This is a genomic window from Nocardia kruczakiae NBRC 101016 (assembly GCF_001612965.1).
GTDB classification, from domain to species: Bacteria; Actinomycetota; Actinomycetes; order Mycobacteriales; family Mycobacteriaceae; genus Nocardia; species Nocardia kruczakiae.
Map to the genome: position 1 here is coordinate 93,889 of NZ_BDBL01000023.1, position 25,848 is coordinate 119,736.

General features: G+C 67.4%; 20 protein-coding genes. 18 read left to right on the forward strand and 2 right to left on the reverse strand.

The annotated features are described in order from the left end of the window. Positions 1–120: 120 nt before the first annotated feature. A complete protein-coding gene (locus NK1_RS17510) occupies positions 121–2,226 on the reverse strand; it encodes an N-acetylmuramoyl-L-alanine amidase (RefSeq protein ID WP_063009942.1) in 2,106 nt (701 codons plus the stop codon). Between the two features lie 308 nt (positions 2,227–2,534). On the opposite strand from NK1_RS17510, the gene NK1_RS17515 reads away from it, so the two are divergent. After that, positions 2,535–4,109 (forward strand): SpoIID/LytB domain-containing protein, encoded by a 1,575-nt coding sequence (locus NK1_RS17515; RefSeq protein WP_063009944.1) that lies wholly within the window; start codon positions 2,535–2,537, stop codon positions 4,107–4,109. Positions 4,110–4,172: 63 nt separating this feature from the next. Here NK1_RS17515 and NK1_RS17520 read toward each other — a convergent pair whose 3' ends face one another. Continuing rightward, positions 4,173–4,673, reverse strand: coding sequence for a MarR family winged helix-turn-helix transcriptional regulator (locus NK1_RS17520; RefSeq protein ID WP_063009946.1), 501 nt, complete (start codon positions 4,671–4,673; stop codon positions 4,173–4,175). 111 nt (positions 4,674–4,784) lie between these two features. Between NK1_RS17520 and NK1_RS17525 the strand changes: the two genes are divergently transcribed. The 17 genes from NK1_RS17525 (at position 4,785) to fadD32 (ending at position 25,788) form a co-directional block, all read left to right on the forward strand. After that, a complete protein-coding gene (locus tag NK1_RS17525; RefSeq protein ID WP_063009948.1) occupies positions 4,785–5,756 on the forward strand; it encodes an EamA family transporter in 972 nt (323 codons plus the stop codon). Positions 5,757–5,762: 6 nt separating this feature from the next. After that, the gene (locus tag NK1_RS17530; RefSeq protein ID WP_063009950.1) at positions 5,763–6,398 is read left to right on the forward strand and encodes an NAD(P)-dependent oxidoreductase; all 636 of its coding nucleotides are present in this window, start codon (positions 5,763–5,765) and stop codon (positions 6,396–6,398) included. 179 nt (positions 6,399–6,577) lie between these two features. Continuing rightward, a complete protein-coding gene (locus tag NK1_RS17535) occupies positions 6,578–7,180 on the forward strand; it encodes a hypothetical protein (RefSeq protein ID WP_063009952.1) in 603 nt (200 codons plus the stop codon). A 10-nt stretch (positions 7,181–7,190) separates the two neighbouring features. Continuing rightward, the gene (locus NK1_RS17540; protein ID WP_063009954.1) at positions 7,191–7,700 is read left to right on the forward strand and encodes a hypothetical protein; all 510 of its coding nucleotides are present in this window, start codon (positions 7,191–7,193) and stop codon (positions 7,698–7,700) included. Between the two features lie 252 nt (positions 7,701–7,952). Further along, positions 7,953–9,155, forward strand: a complete 1,203-nt coding sequence (gene glf / locus NK1_RS17545) for a UDP-galactopyranose mutase (protein WP_063009956.1) — start codon at positions 7,953–7,955, stop codon at positions 9,153–9,155. 37 nt (positions 9,156–9,192) lie between these two features. Next, the gene (locus tag NK1_RS17550) at positions 9,193–11,148 is read left to right on the forward strand and encodes a glycosyltransferase (RefSeq protein WP_063009958.1); all 1,956 of its coding nucleotides are present in this window, start codon (positions 9,193–9,195) and stop codon (positions 11,146–11,148) included. Continuing rightward, complete coding sequence (locus NK1_RS17555; protein WP_084461099.1) at positions 11,145–11,744, forward strand: phosphatase PAP2 family protein; 600 nt, start codon at positions 11,145–11,147, stop codon at positions 11,742–11,744. The genes NK1_RS17550 and NK1_RS17555 overlap by 4 nt, the downstream gene beginning before the upstream one ends. Position 11,745: 1 nt before the next feature. Then, positions 11,746–12,693 carry a decaprenyl-phosphate phosphoribosyltransferase gene (locus NK1_RS17560; RefSeq protein ID WP_063009960.1) on the forward strand — a complete coding sequence of 316 codons (948 nt, stop codon included), beginning with the start codon at positions 11,746–11,748 and terminating at the stop codon, positions 12,691–12,693. A 4-nt stretch (positions 12,694–12,697) separates the two neighbouring features. Then, complete coding sequence (locus NK1_RS17565) at positions 12,698–14,656, forward strand: arabinofuranosyltransferase AftB family protein (protein ID WP_063009962.1); 1,959 nt, start codon at positions 12,698–12,700, stop codon at positions 14,654–14,656. Between the two features lie 282 nt (positions 14,657–14,938). Continuing rightward, positions 14,939–15,949, forward strand: a complete 1,011-nt coding sequence (locus NK1_RS17570; RefSeq protein WP_062994845.1) for an alpha/beta hydrolase — start codon at positions 14,939–14,941, stop codon at positions 15,947–15,949. Between the two features lie 343 nt (positions 15,950–16,292). Then, positions 16,293–17,303, forward strand: a complete 1,011-nt coding sequence (locus NK1_RS17575) for an alpha/beta hydrolase (protein WP_063009964.1) — start codon at positions 16,293–16,295, stop codon at positions 17,301–17,303. A gap of 491 nt (positions 17,304–17,794) precedes the next feature. Continuing rightward, positions 17,795–18,724 carry an alpha/beta hydrolase gene (locus tag NK1_RS17580; protein ID WP_036525379.1) on the forward strand — a complete coding sequence of 310 codons (930 nt, stop codon included), beginning with the start codon at positions 17,795–17,797 and terminating at the stop codon, positions 18,722–18,724. A 233-nt stretch (positions 18,725–18,957) separates the two neighbouring features. After that, positions 18,958–20,766 carry an alpha/beta hydrolase-fold protein gene (locus tag NK1_RS17585; protein WP_063009966.1) on the forward strand — a complete coding sequence of 603 codons (1,809 nt, stop codon included), beginning with the start codon at positions 18,958–18,960 and terminating at the stop codon, positions 20,764–20,766. A 143-nt stretch (positions 20,767–20,909) separates the two neighbouring features. Continuing rightward, positions 20,910–21,458, forward strand: coding sequence for a DUF732 domain-containing protein (locus tag NK1_RS17590; RefSeq protein WP_063009968.1), 549 nt, complete (start codon positions 20,910–20,912; stop codon positions 21,456–21,458). Further along, on the forward strand, positions 21,455–22,450 hold the full coding sequence (locus tag NK1_RS17595; RefSeq protein ID WP_063009970.1) for a cutinase family protein: 996 nt from the start codon (positions 21,455–21,457) through the stop codon (positions 22,448–22,450). The genes NK1_RS17590 and NK1_RS17595 overlap by 4 nt, the downstream gene beginning before the upstream one ends. Before the next feature lie 138 nt (positions 22,451–22,588). After that, a complete protein-coding gene (locus tag NK1_RS17600) occupies positions 22,589–23,623 on the forward strand; it encodes an LLM class F420-dependent oxidoreductase (protein ID WP_036497022.1) in 1,035 nt (344 codons plus the stop codon). Between the two features lie 242 nt (positions 23,624–23,865). Next, entirely contained in the window at positions 23,866–25,788 is a 1,923-nt protein-coding gene (gene fadD32, locus NK1_RS17605; RefSeq protein ID WP_039775186.1) for a long-chain-fatty-acid--AMP ligase FadD32, read from the forward strand. The last annotated feature ends 60 nt before the right edge of the window (positions 25,789–25,848 follow it).

Sequence of the window (25,848 nt, forward strand, 5' to 3'; positions counted from 1 at the left end):
CGCCAGGTTGGCTTTGCCCTGAACTGATCGTGCAAACCTCGCCGCTTCGAGCAGGTTTCGCGCATTCGGTCGGAGGTTTGCACGAAAAATGCAGGGTGATGCGAACTCTCGGCCCAGCCCTCAGCCCGCGGGGGCGACAGGAATGGGCTGAGACGGCGCCACCGGGGGCGCTTGCGGATCGGAAGGCTCCGCCTCCGGCTCCGCCTGCGGGGCGGGGGCGTCCGCGGCGGGCAGTGCCTGCGGAATCGGCTCGCCCGCCGGGCCCGGTTGTGCGCCACCATGCTTCAGCAGGGTGGTGACCACGCCGGTGGCGGTGTTGAGGATCAACGAGCCGAGCCGGAAATCGGCCCGCTGGCCGCCGGGAACCGGGTACGGGTTGCGCAGCGGCGTTCCGAGCAGTCCGGATTCGGCGCCGAGCTGAACGAAGCGGTCGAGAATCTGGCCGGCCAGTTCCACGATCGAACCGTCGGGCGCCGCGTAGACGTATCCGTTGACGAACTTGGCGTACTGACCGCCGTCCCCGGTCGGGGTCGGTTCGGAGGAGGCGGCACCGAGGCGTCCGTCCGGACCGCCCTGTCCCGCCCAGTAGGTGGCGATGGTGTTCTTGTCGACCATGCTCAGCAGCTGCGTGGTCAGATTCGCCAGAGCTGCCAGATCCGCGTGCGCGCGTTGGTCTTTCGGAGCCGCGGGCGCGGTGCCGGCGGCAACCCCCGCGGCGATCTCCCGGATCCGGTCCATGCGCGCGTAGGCGGCGTCGCCGGGGCAGGTGGTGTTGCCGACGTCGCGATGTGCGAACACGATCGGCAGGTCCACCGCCTCACCCTCGGCGTACGGCGTGTAGTCGGTGCCCTCGGAATACATGGTGGTGTGGCCCTCGGGATCCAGCCCCGCGACCTTGGCCCGCCACCCGACGAACTGCCCGGTGGCCTGGAGCTGGGCGTCGCTGGGTGCGGCGGTCTCGAAATCGCCCATCATCGCCACGCCCGCGGTGTTCTCGTTGAAACCACCGGCGTGCGCGCCCTCGACCGGGCGGTCCAGACCGCCGTAGCGGCCCTCGAAGATCTGGCCGTACTTGTCGACCAGCGCGTTGTAGCCGATATCGCACCAGCCCAGCGTCTTGGCGTGATACGCGTAGATCGCGCGCACGATGCCGGCGGATTCGGCCTTGCTGTAGTCGTTGCGACCGGCGGTGTGGTGGACGGTGATTCCGCCCAGCCCGTCGTCGTAGGTGGGCTCCTCGCAGCGCAGCGATTCGTCGGCGCCCCACTGCGCGCGGCTGATCACCTTCGGCCCGCCGCCCGGCAGCGGCGCGGCGACCGAAGTCAGGTTGTCGTCGATCGCGCCGCGGCCGGGATCGATCAGCACCGCCGACAGTTGCGACGCCGCCTGCTGCGCCGGATCGTCGGAGCGGCCGGCGGCCGGAGCGATCGCCTTGTGGGTGGTGAGGATCTGAACCGCCTTGGTCTCGCCGACGTAGATCGGTTCGGTACCGGTGCGGGCGGGGGCGGCCGCGTGATCGCTGCGACCGGTGTCGACCCGGTCGGCCGGGAACCACGGTCCCCAGGTGCCGTCGGCCTGCTGGGCGCGGATCAGGGCGGTGGTGTCGGCCAGCTCCTTCGCGGTCAGCGCGACCATGCTGAAGGGCGTATCCCTGGTCAATTCCTTGACTTCCGCACCGACCTGATCGGCCATATCCGGTGGTACGGCACCGGGGGACAGGGCGGGCGCGGCCGGGTCGGTGCCCGGAATCTGTGCGGGTTCGAGCGGGGCGGCGATGAAGCCGGGGCCGGCGTGCGCGGGGGACGCGGCGGGGGCGGGAGCCTGCGGGGTGACCGGTCCGGCGTACGGCGTCGGGGTCGGTGTGGTGGTCGTTCGATCATCGAATTGGGGTAGTGGAATCTCGCTGGGTAGCTGCACGCCCGGCGGGGCGGGTAGGCCGGGCGGCACGGGAATCGACTTCGGCAGCGGGAGCTTGCGCAGGTCGGACAGCCGCAGATCCGGCAGGTTCAATCCGGTGAGTTCGCGCAGCGGCAACACGATGTCGGGGGCCGACGCCAAGGCCACCTCGGCGAGTTGCGCGGGTATCGCGGCGAGGTCGCTGTCGCCCGCTGGGCGATAGCCGGGAGCGTCGCGCAGTGTCAGCGTCGCGAGTGGGGCGGCAACCGCGAGAGTCGCGACCACGGGCAGGACGACGGAACGTTTCGGGCGGCGGTACGGCACGAGCATCTCCCATTCAGGTAGAACCGGTGACCGTCAGCGTGGAACAGGGTGGCGCGCGGGGTTGATTCCTGACGGATCGATGGTCACACTAGTCCCAAATGCCACATATCTAAACCTTTGGTTGAGGATTAGAGCTAAGATAGCTCGAATGTAACTTTCCAGTAGCCACGCAAGTTCAGGACATGCCGGGCGAGCGGTGCGTTCGATCAACCACCCGGCTCGCCGAACCCGTTGGGAGGCACGATGGCTCACCCCCGCCCGAGTGCGCGCCGGGATGGCCGATCGGCGCTGTCCGCACACCACAGGAGGGTTCGATGACCCGGACCGAAGTCCCTCGGGCCGGCGCCGCACCGCCGGATCGCCCGAACATCACACCCGCGGACGGGGTGGTGGGCGGATTCACGAGCCGACTACGACGCCGGCACGGTGGACTGCTGCGTCGCCGGCGGATGCGGCGTGGTGCGCTGATCGGCTTGGTCGTGGTGCCGGTGACCGGCGGGATCGTCGTCGCCTTCGCGGTGCCGATGTTCGGTTCCGGTACTCGCAACGCCGCCTATCAGGCGGCCGCGGGTCCCGGGCACGGGCGCGGGATGAGTCAGGTCGGCGCGTTCGACCAGGCCACCGCGGGCGCGACGGCCGACGGCATCCTGGCGCACTATTACCCGGGCGCCCAGCTCGGGACGATCGGGCCGACCACGGTGCGGGTGCGACTCACCGTCTACGACAACGAAACCCTGGACGTGTATTCCGATTCCGGGCTGACCGTCGCCGGCCGGCGGGTGGTGGCGGGCCAGGCCGCGCACCTGACCCCGACCCCCGACGGTGGTGCGAACGTCGTGGTGACCATCGGTTGTGACGGTGATGTGCTGTGGCAGGGTTCCACCGACGACCCCTGGGCCTACCCCGCCGACCCGGGTCCCGACCGGCCCGAGGCCGAACAGCTGAAGGTGTGCGACGGCTCGAGTTTCCGTGGGGCACTGGGGGTTACGCAGGACGACGGGCAGCCGGCGACGGTGAACCAGCTCGACGTCGAGGACTATCTGCTCGGTGTGGTCCCGGCCGAGATGCAGGCCGACTGGGCCGACAAGGGTGGTGCGGAAGCGCTACGGGCACAGGCGATCGCGGCCCGCTCGTACGCTCTGGCCGAACATCGCTACCCGTATGCCCAGACCTGCGACACCACCGACTGTCAGATGTATCCCGGCACCGACAAGGAGGATCCGCGCGCGGCCGACGCGGTCCACGCCACCGCGGGCCAGGTCCTCATGCGAGACGGCCATATCCTGCGCACGGAGTATTCGGCGGCGCCCGGCGGCGGGCAGCCGATCGACATCACCACCCTCGAGGTCGGGCCGACGCCCGCCGAGCTGGAAGCCGCGCCGGCCGTGCCCGAGGCTCCGGCCGCACCCGCGCCGGCGGTCCCCGAACAAGCGGTCCGCGGCAATTCCGCCATCGATGTGAAGTATGCCGAAAGCGGCGGCGCGGCAGGACCTTTGGGTGATCCGATGGGGCCGGAGTCGTTGCTGCCCGGCAAGGTGGGAACCTTCCGCCTGTACCAGGGCGGTGTCATCATCGCCACCCCGACCCTCGGCGCCCAGATCGTCGATTACGCGCGCCTGCTGCAGATCGCGCCGCAGGTGAGCCAGAGCGCGGGGGAGGACGCCGGAGCGCAGGCCGCGGCTCCCGGCGGCACCCACCCGCCGGGGACGGCGGCGACTCCCATCCCGCCGCCGGCTCCTACCGGGCAGGATGCGCAGACCCGCCCGGTCCCGGCGGACGCGGCCGGCACTCCGGCTGCCGCGAGCGGATCACCCGTCGGCCCGCCCGCCGCGGGGATCGCGGCGCCGGACCACACCGCAACCGCACCGGCCGCAGCGGCTTCCAAATAAGGGGCGGACCGCTGCCGCCTCGCTCGCCGGATGTGACGCAGCCGGGCGTTTGCCCACCCTCGCTCAACCCAGCGAGGTGTCGTCCAGTGATTCGGAGAGTCGCCGGAGCAGGTCGGCGAGCTGGTCCAGTTCGGTACGGCTCATCCCGGACAGCAGGCGGATCTCGTTGTCGACGTGCAGCGGCATGACCTCGTCGATCACGTCACGGCCGTGGTCGGTCAACTGGACGCGAATGGTTCGCCGGTCCCTCGCATCGGGAACCCGGCGGACCAGATCCTTGGCTGCCATGCGGTCGATGCGATTGGTGATCGCGCCCGAGGTCACCATGGTGGCTTTGATCAGATCACCGGCCGTGAGGCCGTCGGGCCCACCGGAGCGGCGCAGCGTGGACAGCACGTCGAACTCCCCGTATTCGAGTCCGTAGCGGGCGAAGAACTCCTTCATCTCACGCTCGAGCCGGCGGCCCATCCGCTTCAACCGGCCGATGACGTGGGTCGGCCAGACGTCGAGGTCGGGGCGGACGCGACCCCAGTCCGCGACGATCCGGTCCACGGCGTCGCTCACAGCGCTCTCCTTCCGTGCACAGAGTATCTCAACGTTCAGATACTTGACATCAAGACACTCTCTGGTGTCCGATTATCTCAACGTTGAGATTATCAATGAGGAGATACCGTCATGACAGGTGCCGCCACCGCCCGTGGTTCGACCGCCGCGATCCTCGCGATCACCGGTCTGGCGCCGCTGGTGTGGGGGACGACGTACGCCGTCACCTCCGAATTCCTGCCGCCGGAGCGGCCGATGTTCACCGCGCTGATGCGAGCCCTCCCGGCCGGATTGGTGCTGCTGGGCGCGACCCGGGTGCTGCCGCGCGGCCGCTGGATCGGCCGTGCCGCCCTGCTCGGCGTGCTCAACATCGGCGCCTTCTTCCCGCTGCTGTTCCTCGCCGCGTACCGGCTGCCCGGCGGCGTGGCGGCCGTATTGGGTTCGGCCGCACCGCTGTTCGCGCTCGGCTTCGCGGCGGTGCTGTTGCGGGTGCGGCCGAGCGGACGCAAGCTGCTGGCCGGAGCGATCGGCATGCTCGGTGTGGCGCTGGTGGTGCTGCGGGCGAACGCCGCCCTGGACACGATCGGTGTGCTGGCCGGGTTGGCGGGTGCGGCATCGATGGCCGCGGGAACCGTGCTGACCGGGCATTGGGGACGGCCCGAAGGTGTCGGCCCGCTGGCGTTCACGAGCTGGCAACTGACCGCGGGCGGGGTGGTGCTGCTGCCGTTGGCGCTGATCGCCGAGGGTGCGCCGCCCGCGCTGGACGCTCCGGCCATCGGCGGATACCTCTATCTCGGCGTGCTCGGCACCGCGGCCGCCTATGCCCTCTGGTTCCGCGGTCTGGCTCGGGTACCGGCCACATCGGTCGCCTTCCTGGGCCTGTTGAGTCCGCTGTCCGCGGCGGTGATCGGCTGGCTCGCGCTCGGACAGTCACTGACTCCGCTGCAGGTGCTGGGCATGGCGATCGCCCTCGGCGGCACGGTGCTGGGACAGGTGGGCGATCACGCGCAGCCGCCGTCCGAGCACCCGGAGCCGCTCTCGCCGTCGGTCACCGACGCACCCGAACTCGCCGACCCACGGCAACTTTCATCGATCGAGGAGTGAAAAACGTTGCATATCACCGTTTTCGGCGCGGCGGGCGCTGCTGGCAGCCGCATCGTGCGCGAGGCGCTGTCGCGCGGCCACGAGGTCACCGCTGTCGGCCGTGGCGAGCGTTCGGACGATCTGCCCGCCGCGGCGAGCTTCCGCACCGCCGACGCCACCGACCCGGCCCAGGTGAAGGACGCCACCGCCGGTAGCGACGTGGTCATCAGCGCGACGCGGCCGCGACCCGGGCGCGAATACGAATTGGCGGACGTGGCCGCGGCACTGCTGGATGGTTTGCGCGGCACCGGAATCCGCCTGCTGGTCGTCGGCGGCGCGGGCGATCTGATCGTGCCCGGCACCGGCACGACCGTCATGCAACGGCCGGATTTCCCGCCGGACTGGCGTCCGATCGCCCTGGCCTGCCATGCGCAACGAGAGGTGTTCCGCAGCGCGACAACCGATGTCGACTGGACCTATCTCAGCCCACCCGCGCTGCTCGAGCCCGGCGAACGCCGCGGAACCTACCGGGTCGGCGCCGACGAACTGGTCACCGACAGCACGGGCGCCTCGCACATCTCGATGGAAGACCTCGCCGTCGCCCTGCTCGACGAGGCCGAGGTGCAGCGCCACACCCGCACCCGCTTCACCGTCGCCTACTGAATTGCCGGACCGAACCACGTTCTCGGGCACGGCTTTATCCCGTCCATAAGGATCGGCCAACCGCCCCCGCGACGATAGATGACATCCGGTGAGCCGGCTTCCCCGCGTGATGCGGGTTCACCTCGTACCGACGTCGTCGGCAGGCGGTAGAGTGCCTGCCCGAGAGAAGGGGGAGGCCGATGAGCTATCCGTACGGACCCGGCTACGGGGGGAACGGCTATCCGCCGGCGGGCTATCCGCCACCCGGGTATCCGCCCGCGGGATATCCGGCGCCGGGCTACGCGCCCTACGGTTATCAGGAGCCGCGCCCGAGCGGCGGCGCGGCGATCACCGCGGGAGTCTTCGCACTCCTGCTGGCGCTGCTGGCCGCGTTCGGAATCATCGGATTGCTCAGCGCGGCCGACAGTGTGAGCCACTCCTACGGGTCCTACCGTTCGCACAGCAGCGATTCGGCCGACATCTTCTACATCATGGCCGCGATCGACGGCGTGATCGCGCTGCTGTGGGCCGTCGGCGGAATCATGCTGATGAACCACAAGAATGCCGGGCGGGTGATGCTGGTCGTGCTGTCCTCGCTCGGACTGCTCGGTGGTCTCGCGGGAATCGTGATGGCGCTGGCCAACGGCGTGCCCGCGGCATCGATCGGCGCGATCATCGGACTGCTGTTCGCGGTGCTGATGTTGAGCCTGACGCTGTCCGGTTCGGCGAAGCGGTGGTGCGGCGTGGGAATGCCGGCCTATCCGCCGGTGGCCTACTACGGTCAGCCTCCGTATCCGTACTGAGAAGGCGAACGTGGCGTATCCGTATATGCAACCCGCCTACGCCCCGGCGCCACCGAAGCCGGGCGGCGGAACGGCGATCACCGCCGGGGTGTCGGCCCTGCTACAGGGCATCGCGTTGACCGTGTTCTCCATCATCGGGGCGATCGCGACCCGCCAGGATCGCCAGAGCGGAGACGGCTCGACGGAGGATCTCGTCGCCTTGATCATCTTCGGCTCGCTGTCGTCGCTGTTTCTCGTCGGCGCGATACTTCTGCTCTGCCGGCGAAAGGCCGGACGATTCATCGTCGTCGCTGTGACATCGCTGGTCATGCTGGTAGTTCCCGCCTTCCCCGTCGTCGCCGCGATCGGGGGCGGCGTCGAGAAGTCCGATGTGGTGGGGTTCGCCGTGATGCTCGCGCTGCTCTTCACGGTCGAGCTCCCCACGCTCGTGTGCGCCGCGATGAGCTCGACCGGACGGTGGATCGCGGCCCGAACCGTGAAAACCCACGTTCCACCGGCCCCTGTATACCCCTATTACTGAGTGAACGGACGACCGCGTGTGCGTCGCCTCCGCAGAGACCCGGTCGGGTTCGCGGCATGCCCAGCGGCCGGTCCGCCGGTGGCTCGGACGGCCGTCATCGACCGGCCGGTGACCGTGCGGTGAACACTTCCGGGCCCCCGCGGCGATATTCCGCTACCCGTCCCGGTCCGCGCACGGCCGTGACCACCATCCCCGCCGGCGAGACCTACGGCGTGCAGACGTGGTGACCCGCTACGGCTACGCTGGGCTCCCGTGACCGTCGCAGCTCCCTTCGATCTGATCGTCGTCGGCTCCGGATTCTTCGGGCTGACCGTTGCCGAACGCACCGCCAACCTGCTGGGTAAGCGGGTGCTCGTGATCGAGCGCCGCTACCACTTGGGCGGTAACGCGTATTCGGAGGCGGACCCTGAAACCGGAATCGAAATCCACAAGTACGGTGCCCACCTGTTCCACACCTCCAACAAGCGAGTGTGGGATTACGTCAATCAGTTCACCGAGTTCACCGGTTACCAGCATCGGGTCTTCGCGATGCACAAGGGGCAGGCCTACCAGTTCCCGATGGGTCTGGGGCTGATCTCGCAGTTCTTCGGACGCTATTTCGGTCCCGAGGAGGCGCGCGCGCTCATCGCGGAGCAGTCCGCCGAGATCGACACCAAAGACGCCACGAATCTCGAGGAAAAGGCGATTTCGCTGATCGGCCGCCCGCTGTACGAGGCGTTCGTCCGCGATTACACCGCCAAGCAGTGGCAGACCGACCCCAAGGAACTGCCCGCCGGCAATATCACCCGGCTGCCCGTGCGATACACCTTCGACAATCGCTATTTCAACGACACCTACGAGGGTCTACCGGCCAACGGTTACACCGCCTGGCTGGAGAAGATGGCCGAATCGGATCTGATCGAGGTGCGCCTGAATACCGATTGGTTCGAGGTTCGCGACGAAATCCGCGCGCAGAATCCGGACGCGCCCGTCGTCTACACCGGCCCGCTGGACCGCTACTTCGACTACAGCGAGGGCGAGCTGGGCTGGCGCACCATCGATTTCGAGACCGAAGTGCTCGAGACCGGCGACTTCCAGGGCACCTCGGTGATGAACTACAACGATGCCGATGTGCCGTTCACCCGCATCATCGAGCCGCGCCATTTCCACCCGGAACGGGACAGCTACCCGGAGGACAAAACCGTGATCATGCGCGAATTCTCCCGCTTCGCGCAGACCGGCGACGAGCCGTACTACCCGATCAACACCCCGGAGGACCGCGCCAAACTGCTCGCCTACCGCGAGCGGGCGAAGAACGAAACCGCCACGGCCAAGGTGATTTTCGGCGGTCGTCTGGGCACATACCAGTATCTCGACATGCATATGGCCATCGGCAGCGCGCTGAGCACCTTCGACAACGTGCTGCGCCCGCATCTGGAATCCGGCGCGCCGCTCACGGCCGGCGATTCCGAGTAATGTGCCACCGGCCCGTACCGCGGATGCAGGAAGTGAAATGACCGCACAAGTGACCCTCGAGGATATGAGCACCGAGACCCGCGCGAAATCCCTGCTGCAGCGCATCATTCTGCCGCGCCCCGGCGAGCCGCTGGATGTGCGGACGCTGTATCTGGAGGAATCGGCGACGAACGCTCGGCGCGCCCACGCTCCCACGCGCACCTCGCTGTCCATCGGCGCCGAATCCGAAGTGTCGTTCTGCACCTATTTCAACGCGGTGCCGGCCAGTTACTGGCGGCGCTGGACCATTCTGGAATCGGTGGTGCTGCGCCTGGACCTGTCCGGGCACGGCCGGGTGGACGTCTACCGCTCCAAGGCCGACGGCTCCCGAATCCATGTGCGCGGTAACGAATTCGCCACCACCGCGGCGGGCCGTGAATCGCTCACCGCACCGGCCGATGTGACCACCGTCGAATTCGAGGTCGAGTTGGCGCCGTTCGAGGACGGCGGCTGGATCTGGTTCGACATCACCACCGATTCCGCGGTCGAATTGCGCAGCGGTGGTTGGTACGCGCCGATCGAGGCGCCCGGTGAGGGCAGTATCGCGGTGGGCATGCCGACCTTCAACCGGCCCACCGACTGTGTGAACACCCTCGCGGCCCTCGGTTCCGATCCGCTGGTGCTGGAGAAGATCAAGGCCGTGATCATTCCCGATCAGGGCAATCGCAAGGCCGTCGACGAACCCGGATTCGCCGAGGCGGCCGCGGTTCTCGGCGATCGGCTCGCGATTCACGATCAGCCGAATCTCGGTGGTTCCGGCGGTTACAGCCGCGTCATGTACGAGGCGCTGAAAACCACGGACGCGCAATACATCGTCTACATGGACGACGATATCGAGATCGAGCCGGACTGCATTCTGCGCGCACTGGCCTTCGCCCGTTTCTCCCGCACCCCCACGCTGGTGGGCGGGCAGATGCTGAATCTGCAGGAGCGCTCGCATCTGCACACCATGGGCGAGGTGGTCGACCGCGGAATCTGGATGTGGACCGCGGCGCCGAATGTCGAATACGACCACGATTTCTCGAAATATCCGCTGCGCGACCGCGACAATTCCAAACTGCTGCACCGGCGCATCGATGTCGATTTCAACGGCTGGTGGACCTGCGTGATCCCGCGCGTGGTGGCCGAGCAGATCGGGCAGCCGCTGCCGCTTTTCCTGAAGTGGGACGACGTGGAATACGGGCTGCGCGCCCGGGCGGCCGGATATCCGACGGTCACGCTGCCGGGTGCGGCGGTGTGGCATATGGCGTGGAGCGACAAGGACGACGCCATCGACTGGCAGGCCTATTTCCACCTGCGCAATCGCCTGGTGGTCGCGGCCCTGCACCTCGGCAACGACGGCCGCCCGATGATCGTGAACACGGTCAAGGCGACGCTGAAACATCTGCTGTGCCTGGAATATTCGACGGTCGCCATTCAGAACCAGGCGATCCGCGATTTCCTCGCCGGGCCGGACAAGCTGTTCGAACTGCTGCCCACCGCCCTGGGGCAGGTCGCCGCGATGCGCAAAGAATTCCCCGACGCGGTGATCGTCGGCTCCTCGACGGATCTGCCGCTGCCCAGCGGCGCCGATGTGGGTGCGGTCGGTGAACCGTCGAATCCGCTGGCGAAGGTCGTGCGGCTCGGCAAGGGCGTGGTGCACAACCTGCGCAAAGCCAAGACCGAACATCACGACCGCCCGCAGTTGAACGTCCCGACCCTGGACGCGCGTTGGTTCCTGCTCTCGCAGGTCGACGGGGTTACCGTGACCACAGCCGACGGGCGTGGTGTGGTGTACCGCAAGCGTGATCCGCGTCAGGCCCGGGAGCTGTTCGCCGAGGCGATGCGGCTGCGCCGGGAACTGGCCGCCCGATTCCCGGAGCTGCGGGAGCGGTACCGTGCCGCACACGCCCGCTTGACCAGCACCGCGGCGTGGGAGAACGCGTTCGGAATCAACACTAGTGAGGACAAATGACCGTCCCAGCCTCCTCCGATCCGGCAGGCGCCCCGCATCTGCAGGTGGTGGCGGACCCCGAGGTCTCCAAGCCCGCGGAGGTCAAGATCCTCAACGCGGTGCAGGGCGCGATCGGCACGCCGCCGGTGATCAAGGCGGCGCGCGGGATGTCGCACTTCGGTGAGCACGCGCTCGGCTGGATGGCCGTCGGAGCCGCCGGTGCGCTGGTCGACAAGTCCCGCAGGCGCCAGTGGGCCGGAGTCGCGGTCGGCGCCTTCGGGGCGCACGCCGCCTCGGTCGTCATCAAGCGCATCGTCCGGCGCCCGCGCCCACACGACCCATCGGTGCAGGTCAACGTATCGACGCCGAGCAAACTGAGCTTTCCGTCCTCGCACGCCACCTCCACGACGGCGGCGGCCGTGTTGCTCGGGAAGTTGACCGGGCTACCCTTGCCTGCGGTGCTCGTGCCGCCGATGCTGCTCTCCCGGGTCGTTCTGGGAGTGCACTATCCCTCCGACGTGCTCGCCGGATCCGCTCTGGGTGCGGCATCCGCCGCAGCCGTGCTAGCCGCCGAAAAGAGATTCGCCAGTGACCGCACAGGAAAGAACCCTCGCTGATATGAGTGAAGAGCCGACCGGCACCGACCTCGACGAAGCCGTCCTGAAGGGTCCGCCGAAGACGCTGGCCGGCGGAATCGTCAAGGCGGTGCGGCCACGGCAGTGGGTGAAGAACGTCCTCGTGCTGGCGGCGCCGCTGGCCGCCGGTAAGGACGCGGCCTCCGGTGCGTACGTGCTGGCGGATGCGACCGTGGTCGCCCATATCGCGATCGCGTTCGTCGTGTTCTGCATGGCGGCCTCGGGTATCTACCTGGTCAACGACGCGCTCGACGTCGAGGCGGACCGCGCCCACCCCACCAAGCGGTTCCGGCCCATCGCGGCCGGCATCGTGCCGGTGAACCTGGCGTACTCGCTCTCGGCGGTGCTGCTGGTCGGCTCGATCGCGGGCTCGTTCCTGGCGTCCTGGCATCTGGCCGTCGTGATGGCGGTCTACATCGGCATTCAGCTGGCCTACTGCTTCGGCCTGAAACACCAAGCGGTGCTCGACATCTGCATCGTGTCCTCGGGCTTCCTGCTGCGCGCGGTCGCCGGCGGCGCGGCCGCCGATATCCGGCTCTCGCAGTGGTTCCTGCTGATCATGGCCTTCGGCTCGCTGTTCATGGCGGCGGGTAAGCGCTACGCGGAGTTGAAGATCGCGCTCGACACCGGCGCCAAGATCCGCAAGTCGCTGCAGTACTACACACCCACCTACCTGCGCTTCATCTGGACCCTGTCGGCCACCGCAGTGGTGGTCTTCTACGGGCTGTGGGCCTTCGAAACCGATCACAAGCACACCCAGTGGTTCGCGATCTCGATGATCCCGTTTACCATCGCAGTCCTGCGCTACGCGGTCGACGTCGATGGCGGCGAGGCCGGGGAACCCGAAGAGATCGCGCTGGGGGATCGCATATTGCAGCTCCTGGCCATCGCCTGGATCGGAGCGGTAGGTGTCGCTGTCTATCTCACCTGACGAGATGCTGGTAGCGGGAGACGAACACGGGGAGGGGGCAGACGCGGAGTCGTCCGATCGCGCACTACAGCGCGACGGCGATGCCGCGCGCCGCTTTTCGGTGCTCTCCCGCACGGTATTCGTCGGTGGGGTGCTCGTCACCGTCGCGTTGTTCGGAATCGGTGCCTGGCAACGGCGCTGGATCGCCGACGACGGCCTGATCGTCCTGCGCACTGTGCGCAATCTGCTGGCCGGAAACGGCCCGGTCTTCAACGCCGGCGAGCGGGTGGAGACCAACACCAGCGCGGCCTGGACCTATGTGATCTGGTTCTTCAGCTGGATCAGCGAAGCCCGGCTCGAATACGTCAGTCTGGCTGTCGCGCTGACCCTTTCGCTGCTGGCCGTCGTCTTCGCCATGATGGGTTCGGCGCGGTTGTGGCGCCCGTTCACCGCCACCGCGCCGACGCTGCTGTTGCCCGCCGGTGCGCTGGTCTACATCGCCGTGCCGCCGGCTCGCGACTATGCCACCTCGGGCCTGGAGAACTGCCTGGTCATCTTCTGGCTCGGCGTGCTGTGGTGGTTGCTGCTGCGCTGGAGCCAGGACGAGAAGCCCGGCCTGGCACAACTTCTCGTGGCCGGCTTCTGGGCCGGTCTGTGCTGGGTGGTCCGGCCGGAGATGACCGTCATCGGCGGTCTGGCCCTGCTCATGCTGTTCTTCGCGCCGGTGCCGCGTACCCGGTTGCGCCCGCTGCTGATTCGCGCGCTGCTGGTGGCGGTCGGCGGCGCGGTGCCGGTCGGCTATCAGATCTGGCGCATGGGCTATTACGGCCTGCCCTATCCGAACACCGCGGTGGCCAAGGAGGCCGGCGGCGCGAAATGGGGTCAGGGCCTGAAATATCTGTGGGATCTACTCGGCCCGTACTACCTGTGGATTCCGCTGCTGATCCTCGTCGTGGTGGCCGCGGTGCTGCTGCGCGGCAGACGCCACCGGACGACCGGCGCCGCCGTTGCCGCCGATGCCGGGCGATGGGTCCGGCTGCGGCGGTGGCTGCGCTCCCCGGCCGCGGTGGTGACCCTGATGGTCGGCGGCGGCCTGCTGCTCGTGCTGTTCAACATGCGGGTCGGCGGCGACTTCATGCACGGCCGCATGCTGCTGCCGCAGCTGTTCTGCCTGCTGCTGCCGGTGTCGGTGCTGCCGGTCCGGTTGCCGGTCGGCGAACGTTCCGCATGGCTGCGGTGGTCGTTCGCCGTGCCGCTGATCGCCTGGGCGGGGACGGTCGGCTGGGCGCTGTTCGCGGCCAACACGACCGCCGACACCTCGGGCGGGCAGATCAGCGCCTCGGGCATCGTGGACGAGCGGATCTACTACGTCCTCAACAGCGGGCACGACCATCCGGTACTGGCCGAGGACTATCTGGACTACCCGCGCATGCGGGCGATGCTGCAGGACATCGCCGCCACGCCGGACGGCGGACTGTTGATCAACTCGCCGTCGTTCATGATGTGGTACGTCGCGCCGCCGCCGCTGCCGATTCCGCCCGGCGGGTACGGGCACACCGTCTACTTCCTCAACCTGGGCATGACCAGCATGAACGTGCCGTTGAGCGTACGCGTCATCGATCAGGAGGGCCTGGCCTATCCGCTGGCCGCCCATACCGACCGGCTGGCCGACGGACGTATCGGACACGACAAGAACCTGTATCCCGACTGGGTGGTCGTCGATACCGGTATGGTCGACCAGCATCCGTGGATGCCGTGGTTCCTCGACGAGAAGTGGGTACGGCAGGCGCGGACCGCGCTGTCGTGCCCGGCCACCCAGGACCTGCTGGCCTCCTATCGAGCGCCGCTGACCCGGGATCGGTTCAAGCACAACATTATCCAGTCGCTGCATTTCGCGAAGTACCGCATCGACCGGGTGCCGAAATACGAGATCCAGCGATGCCACCTGGTGGACCCGACGACACCGCCTCCGGTGCCGAACTAGACCGCCGACGGCAACGAAGAAGTCGTGTATTAGTCTCGGTTTGATAACGCCGACGTATCGATTTCACGATACGCTCGGTGACGGACGTCCGTCGGGGGCGCATCTCGGTATGCGCACGGGTGATCATTCGCAGAGAAGAACAGCGGTCGGACGGGCCGCGCTACGGGAAAGGCCGGACAGGGTATGCGAGGCGTGACTGTGCGATGGGTGCAGCAGAGACGTCGGAGACGGTCGCAGCAGCCGTCGGCGCCTCATCGAACCGGATGGCTCAAGCGGTCCGCGGTGGGCGTTGCCTTGGCGACGTTGCTGCCGTTCGGGGTGTCGGTGGCAGAGGCCGGACATGCGGCCGCGGCGTTCAATCCGACGGGTATCGACTTCTGGGTCGATTCGTCGATGGGCCCGATCAAGTCGCGCATCTTCCGTGCGGCCGACGGCAGCACCGGACGGGTGGTGTACGCCCTCGACGGTATGCGCGCCCAGGGCGACATCAGCGGCTGGGAGAAGGAAACCAACATCATCCCGGCGTTGGTGAACGCCAACATCAACGTGGTGATGCCGGTCGGCGGTCCGTCGAGCTTCTACGCCGACTGGAACGCGCCGAGCAACTTCTTCGGAATCGATACCGGTTCGGTCGGCTCCTCCGGCTCGGCCTCGACCGGCTCCGCGATGACCGGTTCCTCGAACTACAACGAGACGCTGGGCAAGGTCAACACCTACAAGTGGGAAAGCTTCCTCACCCAGGACCTGCCCAACGCCCTGAGCGCGCGGATGGGCTTCAGTTCGCACCGCAACGGCGTCTTCGGCCTGTCGATGGGTGGTAGCGCCGCCCTGACGCTCGCCGCGTATCACCCGGACCAGTTCAGCTACGCCGGCTCGTTCTCGGGCTACCTGAACATCTCGGCGCCGGGTATGCGTGAGGCCATGCGCGTGGCGATGCTGAGCGCCGGCGGGTACAACATCGACGCGATGGCACCGCCGTGGGGCCCGCAGTGGTTGCGGATGGATCCGTTCGTGTTCGCACCGCGGTTGAAGGCCAACAACACTCGACTGTGGGTCGCGGCCGGCAGCGGCATTCCGTCGCCGCAGGACGCGGTCGCCCCGCTCGACATCATCCAGGGATCGCCGCTGGAGGCCTTGGCGCTGGCCAACACCCGCGCCTTCCAGGTGCGCATGATGACCCTGGGCGCCGGCAACGTCACCTACGACTTCCCGAACGTCGGTGTGCACAACTGGCACAACTGGGAGGACGAGGTCTACCGGATGCTCCCGGATATGTCGGCCAATATCGGCTGATCTCAGCACGACTCGCAGCCCCGCGGCGGACTTCCGCTGCGGGGCTGCGTCGTATCCGGGATGTGTGCCGCAGATCACCTTTCGGACTATTTCCGTGTTGAATCATTTGGTCGCGCTACCGGATCACCGATACTCGATTGGTATCGAAGAATCCTCAGTACAGCGGCGAGTGCCTTCGCCGGAACGCTTTGTCTGTGTTGTCCGGAATGAGCGGTGGCTCGTGCGGTGTGGGATCGGGTGCGACCGCCGCTTCAGGTGAAAGGTCGTGTCGATGCGATTTGCGCACAGGAAGCCGTCACTCGGAGGTAGGTCCGGTTCGTGGCTCAGGCGCTCGGCGCTGGGCATGGCATTGGCACTGTTGCTCCCGCTGGGAGTTTCGGTTCTCGGCAACGGCGCGAGCGCGTCCGCGGCATTCGATCCGTCGGGGTTCGACTTCTGGGTGGATTCCCCGGTCATGGGTGGGGTCAAGTCCCGGGTTTTCCGGGCGAAGGATGGCAACACCGATCGCGTGGTCTACGCGCTCGACGGTTTGCGGGCACCTCAGACACTCAACGGCTGGGAGATCGAGACGAATGTCGCCCAGGTCCTGACCGACTGGAATATCAACGTCGTGATGCCGGTCGGCGGCCAATCCAGTTTCTACGCGGACTGGAATGCGCCCAGCTCGTTCTTCGGCGTCCCGCCGGGCAATTTCGGTTCGGTCAACTCCGGATCCGGTGCGACCGAAACATTCCTGGGTGGGCCGGGGAAGGACTATCGCTACGACTGGGAGACGTTCCTGACCGTTCAGTTGCGCAGTGCCCTGCGGGATCGGCTCGGCTTCCGGGGGAGTCGCAACGGCGCCTTCGGATTGTCGATGGGCGGTAGCGCCGCGTTGACGTTGGCGGCGTATCACCCGGACCAGTTCAGCTTCGCCGGATCGTTCTCGGGATATCTGAACAATTCCGCCCCCGGTATGCGCGAGGCGATTCGGATGGCGATGATCGACGCCGGTGGTTACAACGTCGATTCGATGGCTCCGCCGTGGGGCCCGCAGTGGCTGCGGATGGATCCCTTCGTCTTCGCTCCCCGCTTGATCGCCGACAACACCCGGCTCTGGATCGCCGCCGGCAGCGGTGTGCCGTCCCAGGAGGACTTGGGCCTGCCACTACCGGCGGCGGCCGACCACATCATGCGCGGTGCGCCGCTGGAGGTGCTGGCCTTGGCGAATACCCGTGCCTTCCAGGTGCGGATGATGACGCTGGGCGCGACCAACGTGGTGTATTCGTTCCCGAATGTCGGTGTGCACGACTGGTTCAACTGGCAGGCCGAGGTATACCGGATGATTCCGGACCTTTCGGCGAATATCGGCTGAACATCCTCTGCCCACGGGCCCCGGCCGAAACCGCCGGGGCCCGTGGCATGTTGGGCGTTTCCTGGTGAAATTCACCGGCACAGTAGTTGATTCGTCATTTCACGCTGTCATTTCCGTGCGGACGCGATAGGGTCACTGCACGATTACGAATGGCGCACGGGCGGATTTCAGCCACCCGGCGGGGTCCGTGTTGCTAACGATTGGGCGGTCGAATATCGTCCAGCGAGCGCAAGTGTGACCGTTCGTAGCCGCGGCGTCGCTCATGTCGAAAGGTCGGGTTCGACGTGAGCGCAGATCATGCCGTCGCTGACGGAAGTGGTCGTGGCGCGGCGACAACAGCAGACAGCAGCAGAAAGAGAGCAGTATCCATGCGTTTCGGCAGGTCGGCCGCGCCGGTTTCGCATTCGGCGCTCGCGCCGGAGTCAGCCCCCAGAGGGCGGCGAGGCGCTCAGCGTGGTTGGCGCACACGACTTCTCGCTGCGGGTGCCGCGATGGCACTCCCGATCGCGGCGGGCATCATGGCTCCGGCCGCCATCGCCGCTCCCGTTCACGCACCCGTGCACCAGACACCCGCGGGCGGCTACGACGAACTGATGGTTCCGTCGAGCATGGGCCCCATCAAGGTGCAGGTGCAGTGGGCGCGCAACGGCGGTAACGCCGCCCTGCTGCTGCTGGACGGCCTGCGTGCCCGCGACGACCGCAACGCGTGGTCGTTCGAGACCAACGCCCAGCAGATGTTCGGCAACGACAACGTCACCCTGGTGATGCCGGTGGGTGGCCAGTCCAGCTGGTACGCCGACTGGCAGGGCCCGAGCAACACCAACGGCCAGAAGTTCACCTACAAGTGGGAAACCTTCCTCACCAAGGAACTTCCGGACTTCCTCAGCAATTACGGCGTTTCGCGGACCAACTACGCGGTCGCCGGTCTGTCGATGAGTGGTCCGGCGGCGTTGCGCCTGGCGGCATTCCACCGCGACCAGTTCAAGTACGCGGCCTCCTTCTCGGGCCCGCTGAACTGGAACGCTCCGGGTATGCGCGAGGCGATTCGCGTGATGATGCTCGATGCCGGCCGCTTCAACGTCGACTCGATGGCCGCGCCGTGGAGCCCGCAGTGGCTGCGTTCGGACCCGATGGTGTTCGCGCCGCAGCTGCGCGGTCTGCCGATGTACATCTCGGCCGCCAGTGGTCTGCCGGGTCAGTACGACCACCCGAACGGCCTCGTCGGTGCGTTCAACACCGGTAACGCCATGGGCATCGAGTTGATCTCGATGGTCAGCACCCACTCGTTCAAGGCCCGACTGGACTCGCTGGGCATCCCGGCCGCCTACGACTTCCCGCCCACCGGCACCCACGCCTGGCTCTACTGGCAGGACGAGCTGGCCAAGGCTCGCACGGGCATCCTGGCCGCACTGAACGCCTGATCAAGGGCCGCAACAGCAACTGAACTCGGCGCCGCGCAGATCCGATCTGCGCGGCGCCGATGTGTTGCGGGCCGTCCCAGGTTGCCTTGTGCGCTGGCATTTCTCAGGTTTGCTGTCCGCGCGTCCTACCGCCTCGAGCGGCCTCGGCGCGGTACAACACTCCTGTGGCAGGTGTGGTTTCCGGTAGCCGGGGGACGCTGCGTCGCGGCCGTTGGGGCAGGCGACGACTGGCGATGCTGGCCGCCGCCGTGATCGTGCCGATCGCATCCGGGATCACCGTCGCACCGCTCCCGGCGTTCGCCGAACCCGCCGCGGTGCCGGCTCCCGCCGGGGCGACCGTCGAGAAGGTCGTCTGGCTGACCGAGCGTCGTGTCGCGCTGTGGGTCAATTCCCCGTCCATGGGCTCGCCGGTCCAGGTGCAACTACTGCTGGCCCGGGACTGGAATTCCCGTCCGGACGCGCGATTCCCGCTGCTGTTCATGCTCGACGGCCTGCGTGCCCAGGACGACGAGAGCGGCTGGACCAAGGATGCGGGCGCCGTCGACTTCTACGCCGACAAGAACGTCACCGTGGTGCTGCCGATCGGCGGCCAGTCGAGCTTCTATTCCGACTGGGTGCAGCAGGACAACGGTAAGAACTACAAGTGGGAAACCTTCCTGACCAAGGAACTGCCGCCCCTGCTGGAGAACCAGTGGCGTGCCACCGATGCGCATGGGGTGGAGGGGCTTTCGATGGGCGGTACGGCCGCGATGTTCCTGGCCGGGCGCAACCCCGGCTGGGTGAAGTACGCCGCCTCCTATTCGGGTTTCCTGACCACGACGAGTGTCGGTATGCCACAGGCGATCATGTTCGCGATGCGCGACGCCGGCGGATTCGACGCCAACGCCATGTGGGGGCCGCCGACGAATGCCGAGTGGTCCGAACACGATCCGTACCAGCTGGCGCCCAAGCTCAAGGGCATCAGCATGTACGTCTCCGCCGGCAGCGGCACCACGGGCGCCTACGACAAGCCGTCCGACATCCCGGGCATCAGCACCAACTACGCCGGGATGGGCCTGGAGATGCTGTCCCGGTTGACAAGTCAGAACTTCGTCGACAAGCTGAACAAGCTCTCGATTCCGGTACAGGCCAATTACCGCCCCTCCGGCACACATTCGTGGCCGTACTGGGATTTCGAGATGCGGCAGTCGTGGCCACAGGCCGCGGCCGCCCTCGGCGTGGAGGCCGACAAACCGGCGTGCGCGGTGAACGGCGCGGTCGCCGCGGCCGTGCAGATCGACAAGTGGCTGGGCGACTGCGTCACCGGGGAGTACCAGGTGACCAATGGCAGCGCGCAGGACTTCAAGGGCGGCCGGATGTTCTGGTCGCAGGCCACCGGCGCCCATGCCGTGGCGGGGGCGATCGGCGGGACCTATCAGGCGACGGCCGGCCCGGGTGGCCCGCTGGGCCTGCCCACCTCGGCCGAACAGCCGCTGCCGGACGGTCAGGGCCGTTTCCAGACCTTCCAGGGCGGTTCGGTCTATTGGACGCCGCAGACCGGCGCCCAGGTGATCCGCGGGGCGATTCTGGCCGAATGGGAGCGGCAGGGCTTCGAACGCGGCCCCGCCGGCTACCCGACCGGGGCGGAGACCAGGACGCCGAACAGGGACGGCGTGGTGCAGGGCTTCCAGGGCGGGCCGATGTACTTCAGCGACAAAACCGGGGCGCACCGGGTGCAGGGCCTGATTCTCGGCAAGTACGCGCAGATGGGCTTCGAGAACAGCTGGCTCGGTTTCCCGGCGGCCGAGGAGCAGCCGACCAAGGATCTCGGCCGCTACAGCAAATTCGAGGGCGGCAACATCTACTGGAGTCCGCTCTCCGGGGCGTGGGCCGTGCGCAACGGCCCGATCATGGACGCATGGGGCCAGCAGGGCTTCGAGAACGGCAAGCTCGGCTATCCGATCAGTGACGAGTTCCCGGTGCCCGGCGGCGTCCAGCAGAATTTCCAGGCCGGATTCGTCGTCGTGCGCGACGGCAAACCCCCCGAGGTGCACGGGGCCTAGGGCGATAAATCACCTTTAAGTGGTTGATGAGGGTTCCGGCCATGGGATCCCTGTCCGCGCCGGTTGCCGTTAACCTGGAGCGCGACCTGCTAGACCTTGGAACGAGCTCTAGCCTTTAGCGAACTAGATCGAGGATACGATTCATGCTTCGGACCCGTCCGGTCGGAGAACGGTACATCGCTGGTGGCAAGGTCGCCGGCATCGTGGTCGCGCTGGCGGCCACCGGATTACTGGCCGCCTGCGGCGGTAACGATTCCACGGCGTCGAGCACGCCCACGTTGAAGCCGTCCCACACGACCGCCACGGTCGCGTCCGCGCAGAGTGCGCCGAGCAGCGCGCAGGCGGCGCCCGAGCCCACGCAGGAACAGGCCCCGGTCACCAGCACCGCGAACGAGCGTCCCGAGCCGGCGCAGCCGAACGCGGGCGACACCACGCAGCTGTCGGCGAAGGATCAGGCCTATCTGGACGAGTTGAAGAAGCGCGGGGTGAATCCGTCCAGCCCGGACATCGCGATCACCGCGGCCAACTACGTCTGCCAAAGCAAGGCGAGCGGCGCCTCCGATCAAGAGGTGAAGACGTTCGTGAACGCGATGGCGGGCACCGACCCGTCCTTCGATCCGCAGAAGATGTCGGTTGAACAGGCGGGTCAGATCTACATCGACGTCGCGACCCAGTCCTACTGCAACAAGTGAACGCCCGACGTCGTTCCGGATATGCCGGGGTCGGTCGCGGCCGCAACCGGCGGCCGGGTTGTCTGCTGTTCGTGCTGATCGCGGTCCTGGTGGCGATCGTGGCGCTGGTGCTGTGGTTCGTGCTGGCGGGCCGGTTGCACGTCCCCAAGCCGGGACCGCCCTCGAAGCCGGGTAAACCCACCAGCCAGCCGGCGTCCTGCCCGGATGTGCAGTTACTGGCGATTCCCGGCACCTGGGAGTCGAACAGCAACGACGATCCGCACGATCCGACGGCCAATCCGGCGTCGTTGATGCTGCATGTGACCAACCCCGTGCGGCAGCAGTTCCCGGAGTCCCGGCTCGACGTCTACACCGTTCCCTACGTCGCGCAATTCTCGAATCCGATCGCGATTCCGCCGGACGGTCAGTCGTCCTACAACAACAGCCGGTCCGAGGGCACCCAGCGTGCGCTGGCGGAGCTGACCGATATGTCGAAGAATTGCCCGCTCACCAACTATGTGATCGCCGGATTCTCCCAGGGCGCCGTCATCGCCGGTGATATCGCGGCTCAGATCGGCGCCGGACAGGGGCCGGTCGCCGCCGACCAGGTGCTCGGCGTCACGCTGATCGCCGACGGCCGTCGCGTGAACGGACCCGGGCAGGCCGGTGAGATCGGGGTTTCCCCGCCCGGCGTGGGCGCGGAGGTCGCGCTGAAGGGCCTGTCGGTTCCGGGCATCACGATGACCGGGCCGCGCGGCGGGTTCGGTGCGCTGGCCGGGCGCACGAACACCATCTGCGCCCCCGGGGATCTGATCTGCGACGCCCCGCCGCAGGCGCTGAATCCGCTGAATATCGTGCCCAGCCTGATGACCCTGGTGCATGCGGTCGGCAATCCGGTGCACAGCCTCTACAACACCTTCCAGGTGGACGATCAGGGCACCACCGCCACCCAGTGGGCGGCCGCCTGGGCCGAGGGGCTGATCAAGGACGCGCCCCACCCGCCGCACGGCTGACAACCGGTGGTGACCGCGGTCGCCGGAGGTCTCGGAAAAAAAGTAAACCCGAGGGTCACTCAGATTTTGGTGAAGGCTGTAAAGTGCAGCGATGATCGCGCCACAGCGCACATCCGCACAGCCAGGAGCAGAGAGTTCATGACAGAAGCCGCCGCCGCCGGCGCGACCAGCGGTGTCGAGATGACGGCGCTGGGTGTTCCGGCGCGCGCGTTCCGATTCGCTGCTGCAGGTGAGGGAAATCAGCAGGAGGGCGGTGCGCGGAAATTCGTCAAGCTCGCCCAGCAGGCCGAGGAATACGGATACGACTCCTTCGCGATTCCGGACCACCTCGGCCCCCAGGTCGGGCCGATCGCCGCACTCGGCGCGCTCGCCGTGGCCACCGACCGTATCCGGATCGGAACCTCGGTACTGGCCAACGGTTTCCGGCATCCGGTGGTGCTGGCCAAGGACGCCGCGACGATCGACGTGCTCTCGCGCGGACGGCTGGAGCTCGGTGTCGGCGCGGGCTGGATCAAGAGTGAATTCGACGCCGCCGGCCTGCCCTACGAATCGCCGGGCGTGCGGTTGGAGAAGCTGGACGAGGCGCTGACCATTCTCGATGTGCTCCTGCGCGGGCAGGAATGCCATTTCGAGGGCAAGCACTATCAGGTGCGTGGCATCAAGGGCACGCCGCGGCCGCGGCAGGGTCCCCGTCCGCCGCTGGTGACCGGTGGCGGCGGCCCCAAGATGTTGCGGCTGGCCGCCAAGCATGCCGACATCATCTCGGTGGTGCCGCGCACGACCAAGACCGGTAAGGGCCTGCTGTCGGGAATCACCCTCGAGAAGACCATCGAGAAGGTGAATCTCATCAAGGAGGCCGCCGGGGACCGATTCCCCGAGATCGAACTCAACTGGACCGTCACCGCCGTCGTGATCACCGACGATCGCGAGCGCACGGCCGAGATGGCGTTGGCCGCCCTCGACAAGGGTTTGCACCCGGATCTCGAGGTCGATGTCCAGCTGTCGGTGGAAGACATCCTGAATTCGCCCTATGTGGCCATCGGCACATTCGAGGAGATCGCCGAGCAGATCCGTAACGTGCGGCGATTGACATCGATGTCCTATGTCGGAGTGTTTCCGACCCAGATGGATGCTTTCGCACCGGTGATCCCCTTGCTGCGAGAGGAGCCGTAGCGAGCCGCCACCGTGCAAGCCGGGGAATCGTTCGGCTCGCTCCGGAGACCGCTTCGGGGCCTGCTCTGTAACATGTCCCTGGCTCGAGTACATCTAGCCGTTAGGTGGTCACCGCGCAGACCACCGGAAAAAGCTGCAGGCATGCTCTCGCACCACAGAGCGCCCGCGGGTGAAAGAGAGTCGGGGCCTCACAGGTAACAGCGGCCATGTCGCCGTGCTGCGTGTGCCTCGGAGGAGAAGGAATGACGGACGAGACTTTCGACGATTACCTGGACGAAACCGGGAACATCAGAATTCCCGAGGGCCGCACCCTGGTCGATTACGTCGAGAAGCACACCCGCAACGATGCGAACGATCTTGCGTATCGCTATATCGACTACTCCCGCGAGCGCGACGGGGAGTACCAGGACCTGACCTGGAAGGAATTCGGCGTCCGGCTGCGCGCGGTGGCCGCTCGCCTGCAACAGGTGACCAAACCGGGCGACCGGGTGGCGATTCTGGCGCCGCAGGGCCTGGACTATGTGATCTCCTTCTTCGCCGCCATCTACGCCGGCACCATCGCCGTGCCGCTGTTCGATCCGGACGAGCCGGGCCACACCGACCGGCTGCACGCCGTACTGGGCGACTGCAAGCCGTCGGCGATTCTGACGGCCAGCTCCTCGGCCGCCGGCGTGCGCCAGTTCTTCCGTCCGCTGCCGGCGGCGCAGCGTCCGCGCATCATCGCAGTCGACGCGGTGCCCGACACCCTCGGTGAGTCCTGGGTGCGCCCGGACCTGGCCGTCGACGACATCGCCTACCTGCAGTACACCTCGGGTTCGACCCGGACCCCGGCCGGTGTGGAGATCACCCACCGCGCGGTCGGCACCAACCTGCTGCAGATGGTCAACGCCATCAACCTGGACTGGAATTCGCGCGGTGTCACCTGGCTGCCGCTGTACCACGACATGGGCCTGCTGTGCGTGATCCTGCCGGCCATCGGCGGCAAATACATCACCATCATGTCGCCGAGCGCCTTCGTCCGGCGCCCGGGCCGCTGGATCTCCGAGCTCGCCGCGGTATCCGACGGCGCCGGCACCTTCGCCGCCGCGCCGAACTTCGCCTTCGAGCACGCCGCGGCGCGCGGCCTGCCGAAGAACGGCGAAACGCTGGATCTGTCGAACGTGATCGGCCTGATCAACGGCAGTGAGCCGGTGACCACCTCGTCGATGAAGAAGTTCAACGAGGCCTTCGCCCCCTACGGGCTGCCGAAGACCGCGATCAAGCCCTGCTACGGCATGGCCGAGGCGACACTGTTCGTCTCCGCGACGCGGGCCGAGGACGAGGCCAAGGTCATCTACGTCGACCGCAACGAGCTCAACGCCGGACGTGTGGTGAAGGTCGACCAGGGCGCGCCGAACGCCATCGCGCAGGTGAGCTGTGGCTACATCGCGCTGTCGCAGTGGGCCGCGATCGTCGACCCGGAGTCGATCGACGACCCCGCGGGCGCGCAGGAGCTACCCGAGGGCCGCGTCGGCGAAATCTGGTTGCACGGCAACAACATCGGCATCGGCTACTGGGGTCGCGAGGAGGAAACCCGCAAGACCTTCAAGAACCTGCTGACCAACCGCCAGGCCGAGGGCTCGCACGCCGCGGGCACTCCCGACGATGCGATCTGGCTGCGCACCGGTGACTACGGCGTCTACGTCGACGGCGAGTTGTACATCACCGGCCGCGTCAAGGACCTGGTGATCGTCGACGGCCGCAACCACTACCCGCAGGACCTGGAGTTCTCCGCGCAGGAGGCCAGCAAGATGCTGCGTCCGGGCTTCATCGCGGCGTTCTCGGTGCCGGCCAATCAGCTGCCGGCCGAGGTCTTCGCCGCCGACAGCCACGCCGGTCTGAAGTACGACGCCGACGATGCCTCCGAGCAGCTGGTGATCGTGGCCGAGCGGGGGCCGGGCGCGCACAAGGCCGATCCGCAGCCGATCGCCGACGCGGTGCGCGGCGCGCTGTCGCAGCGGCACGGCGTGACCGTGCGCGATGTGCTGCTGGTGCCCGCGGGTTCGATTCCGCGGACCTCGAGCGGCAAGCTGGCGCGCCGGGCGTGCCGGGCCGCGTATCTGGAGGGCACTCTGCGCGGTGGCTATCAGCAGCAGGCCTTCCCCGACGCACCGGACGAAGAGTAAGTCGTGCTCCCGGTGATTTCCCACCGTGCCGAGATCGAGGTTTCTCGTCGCCCCGGCCGG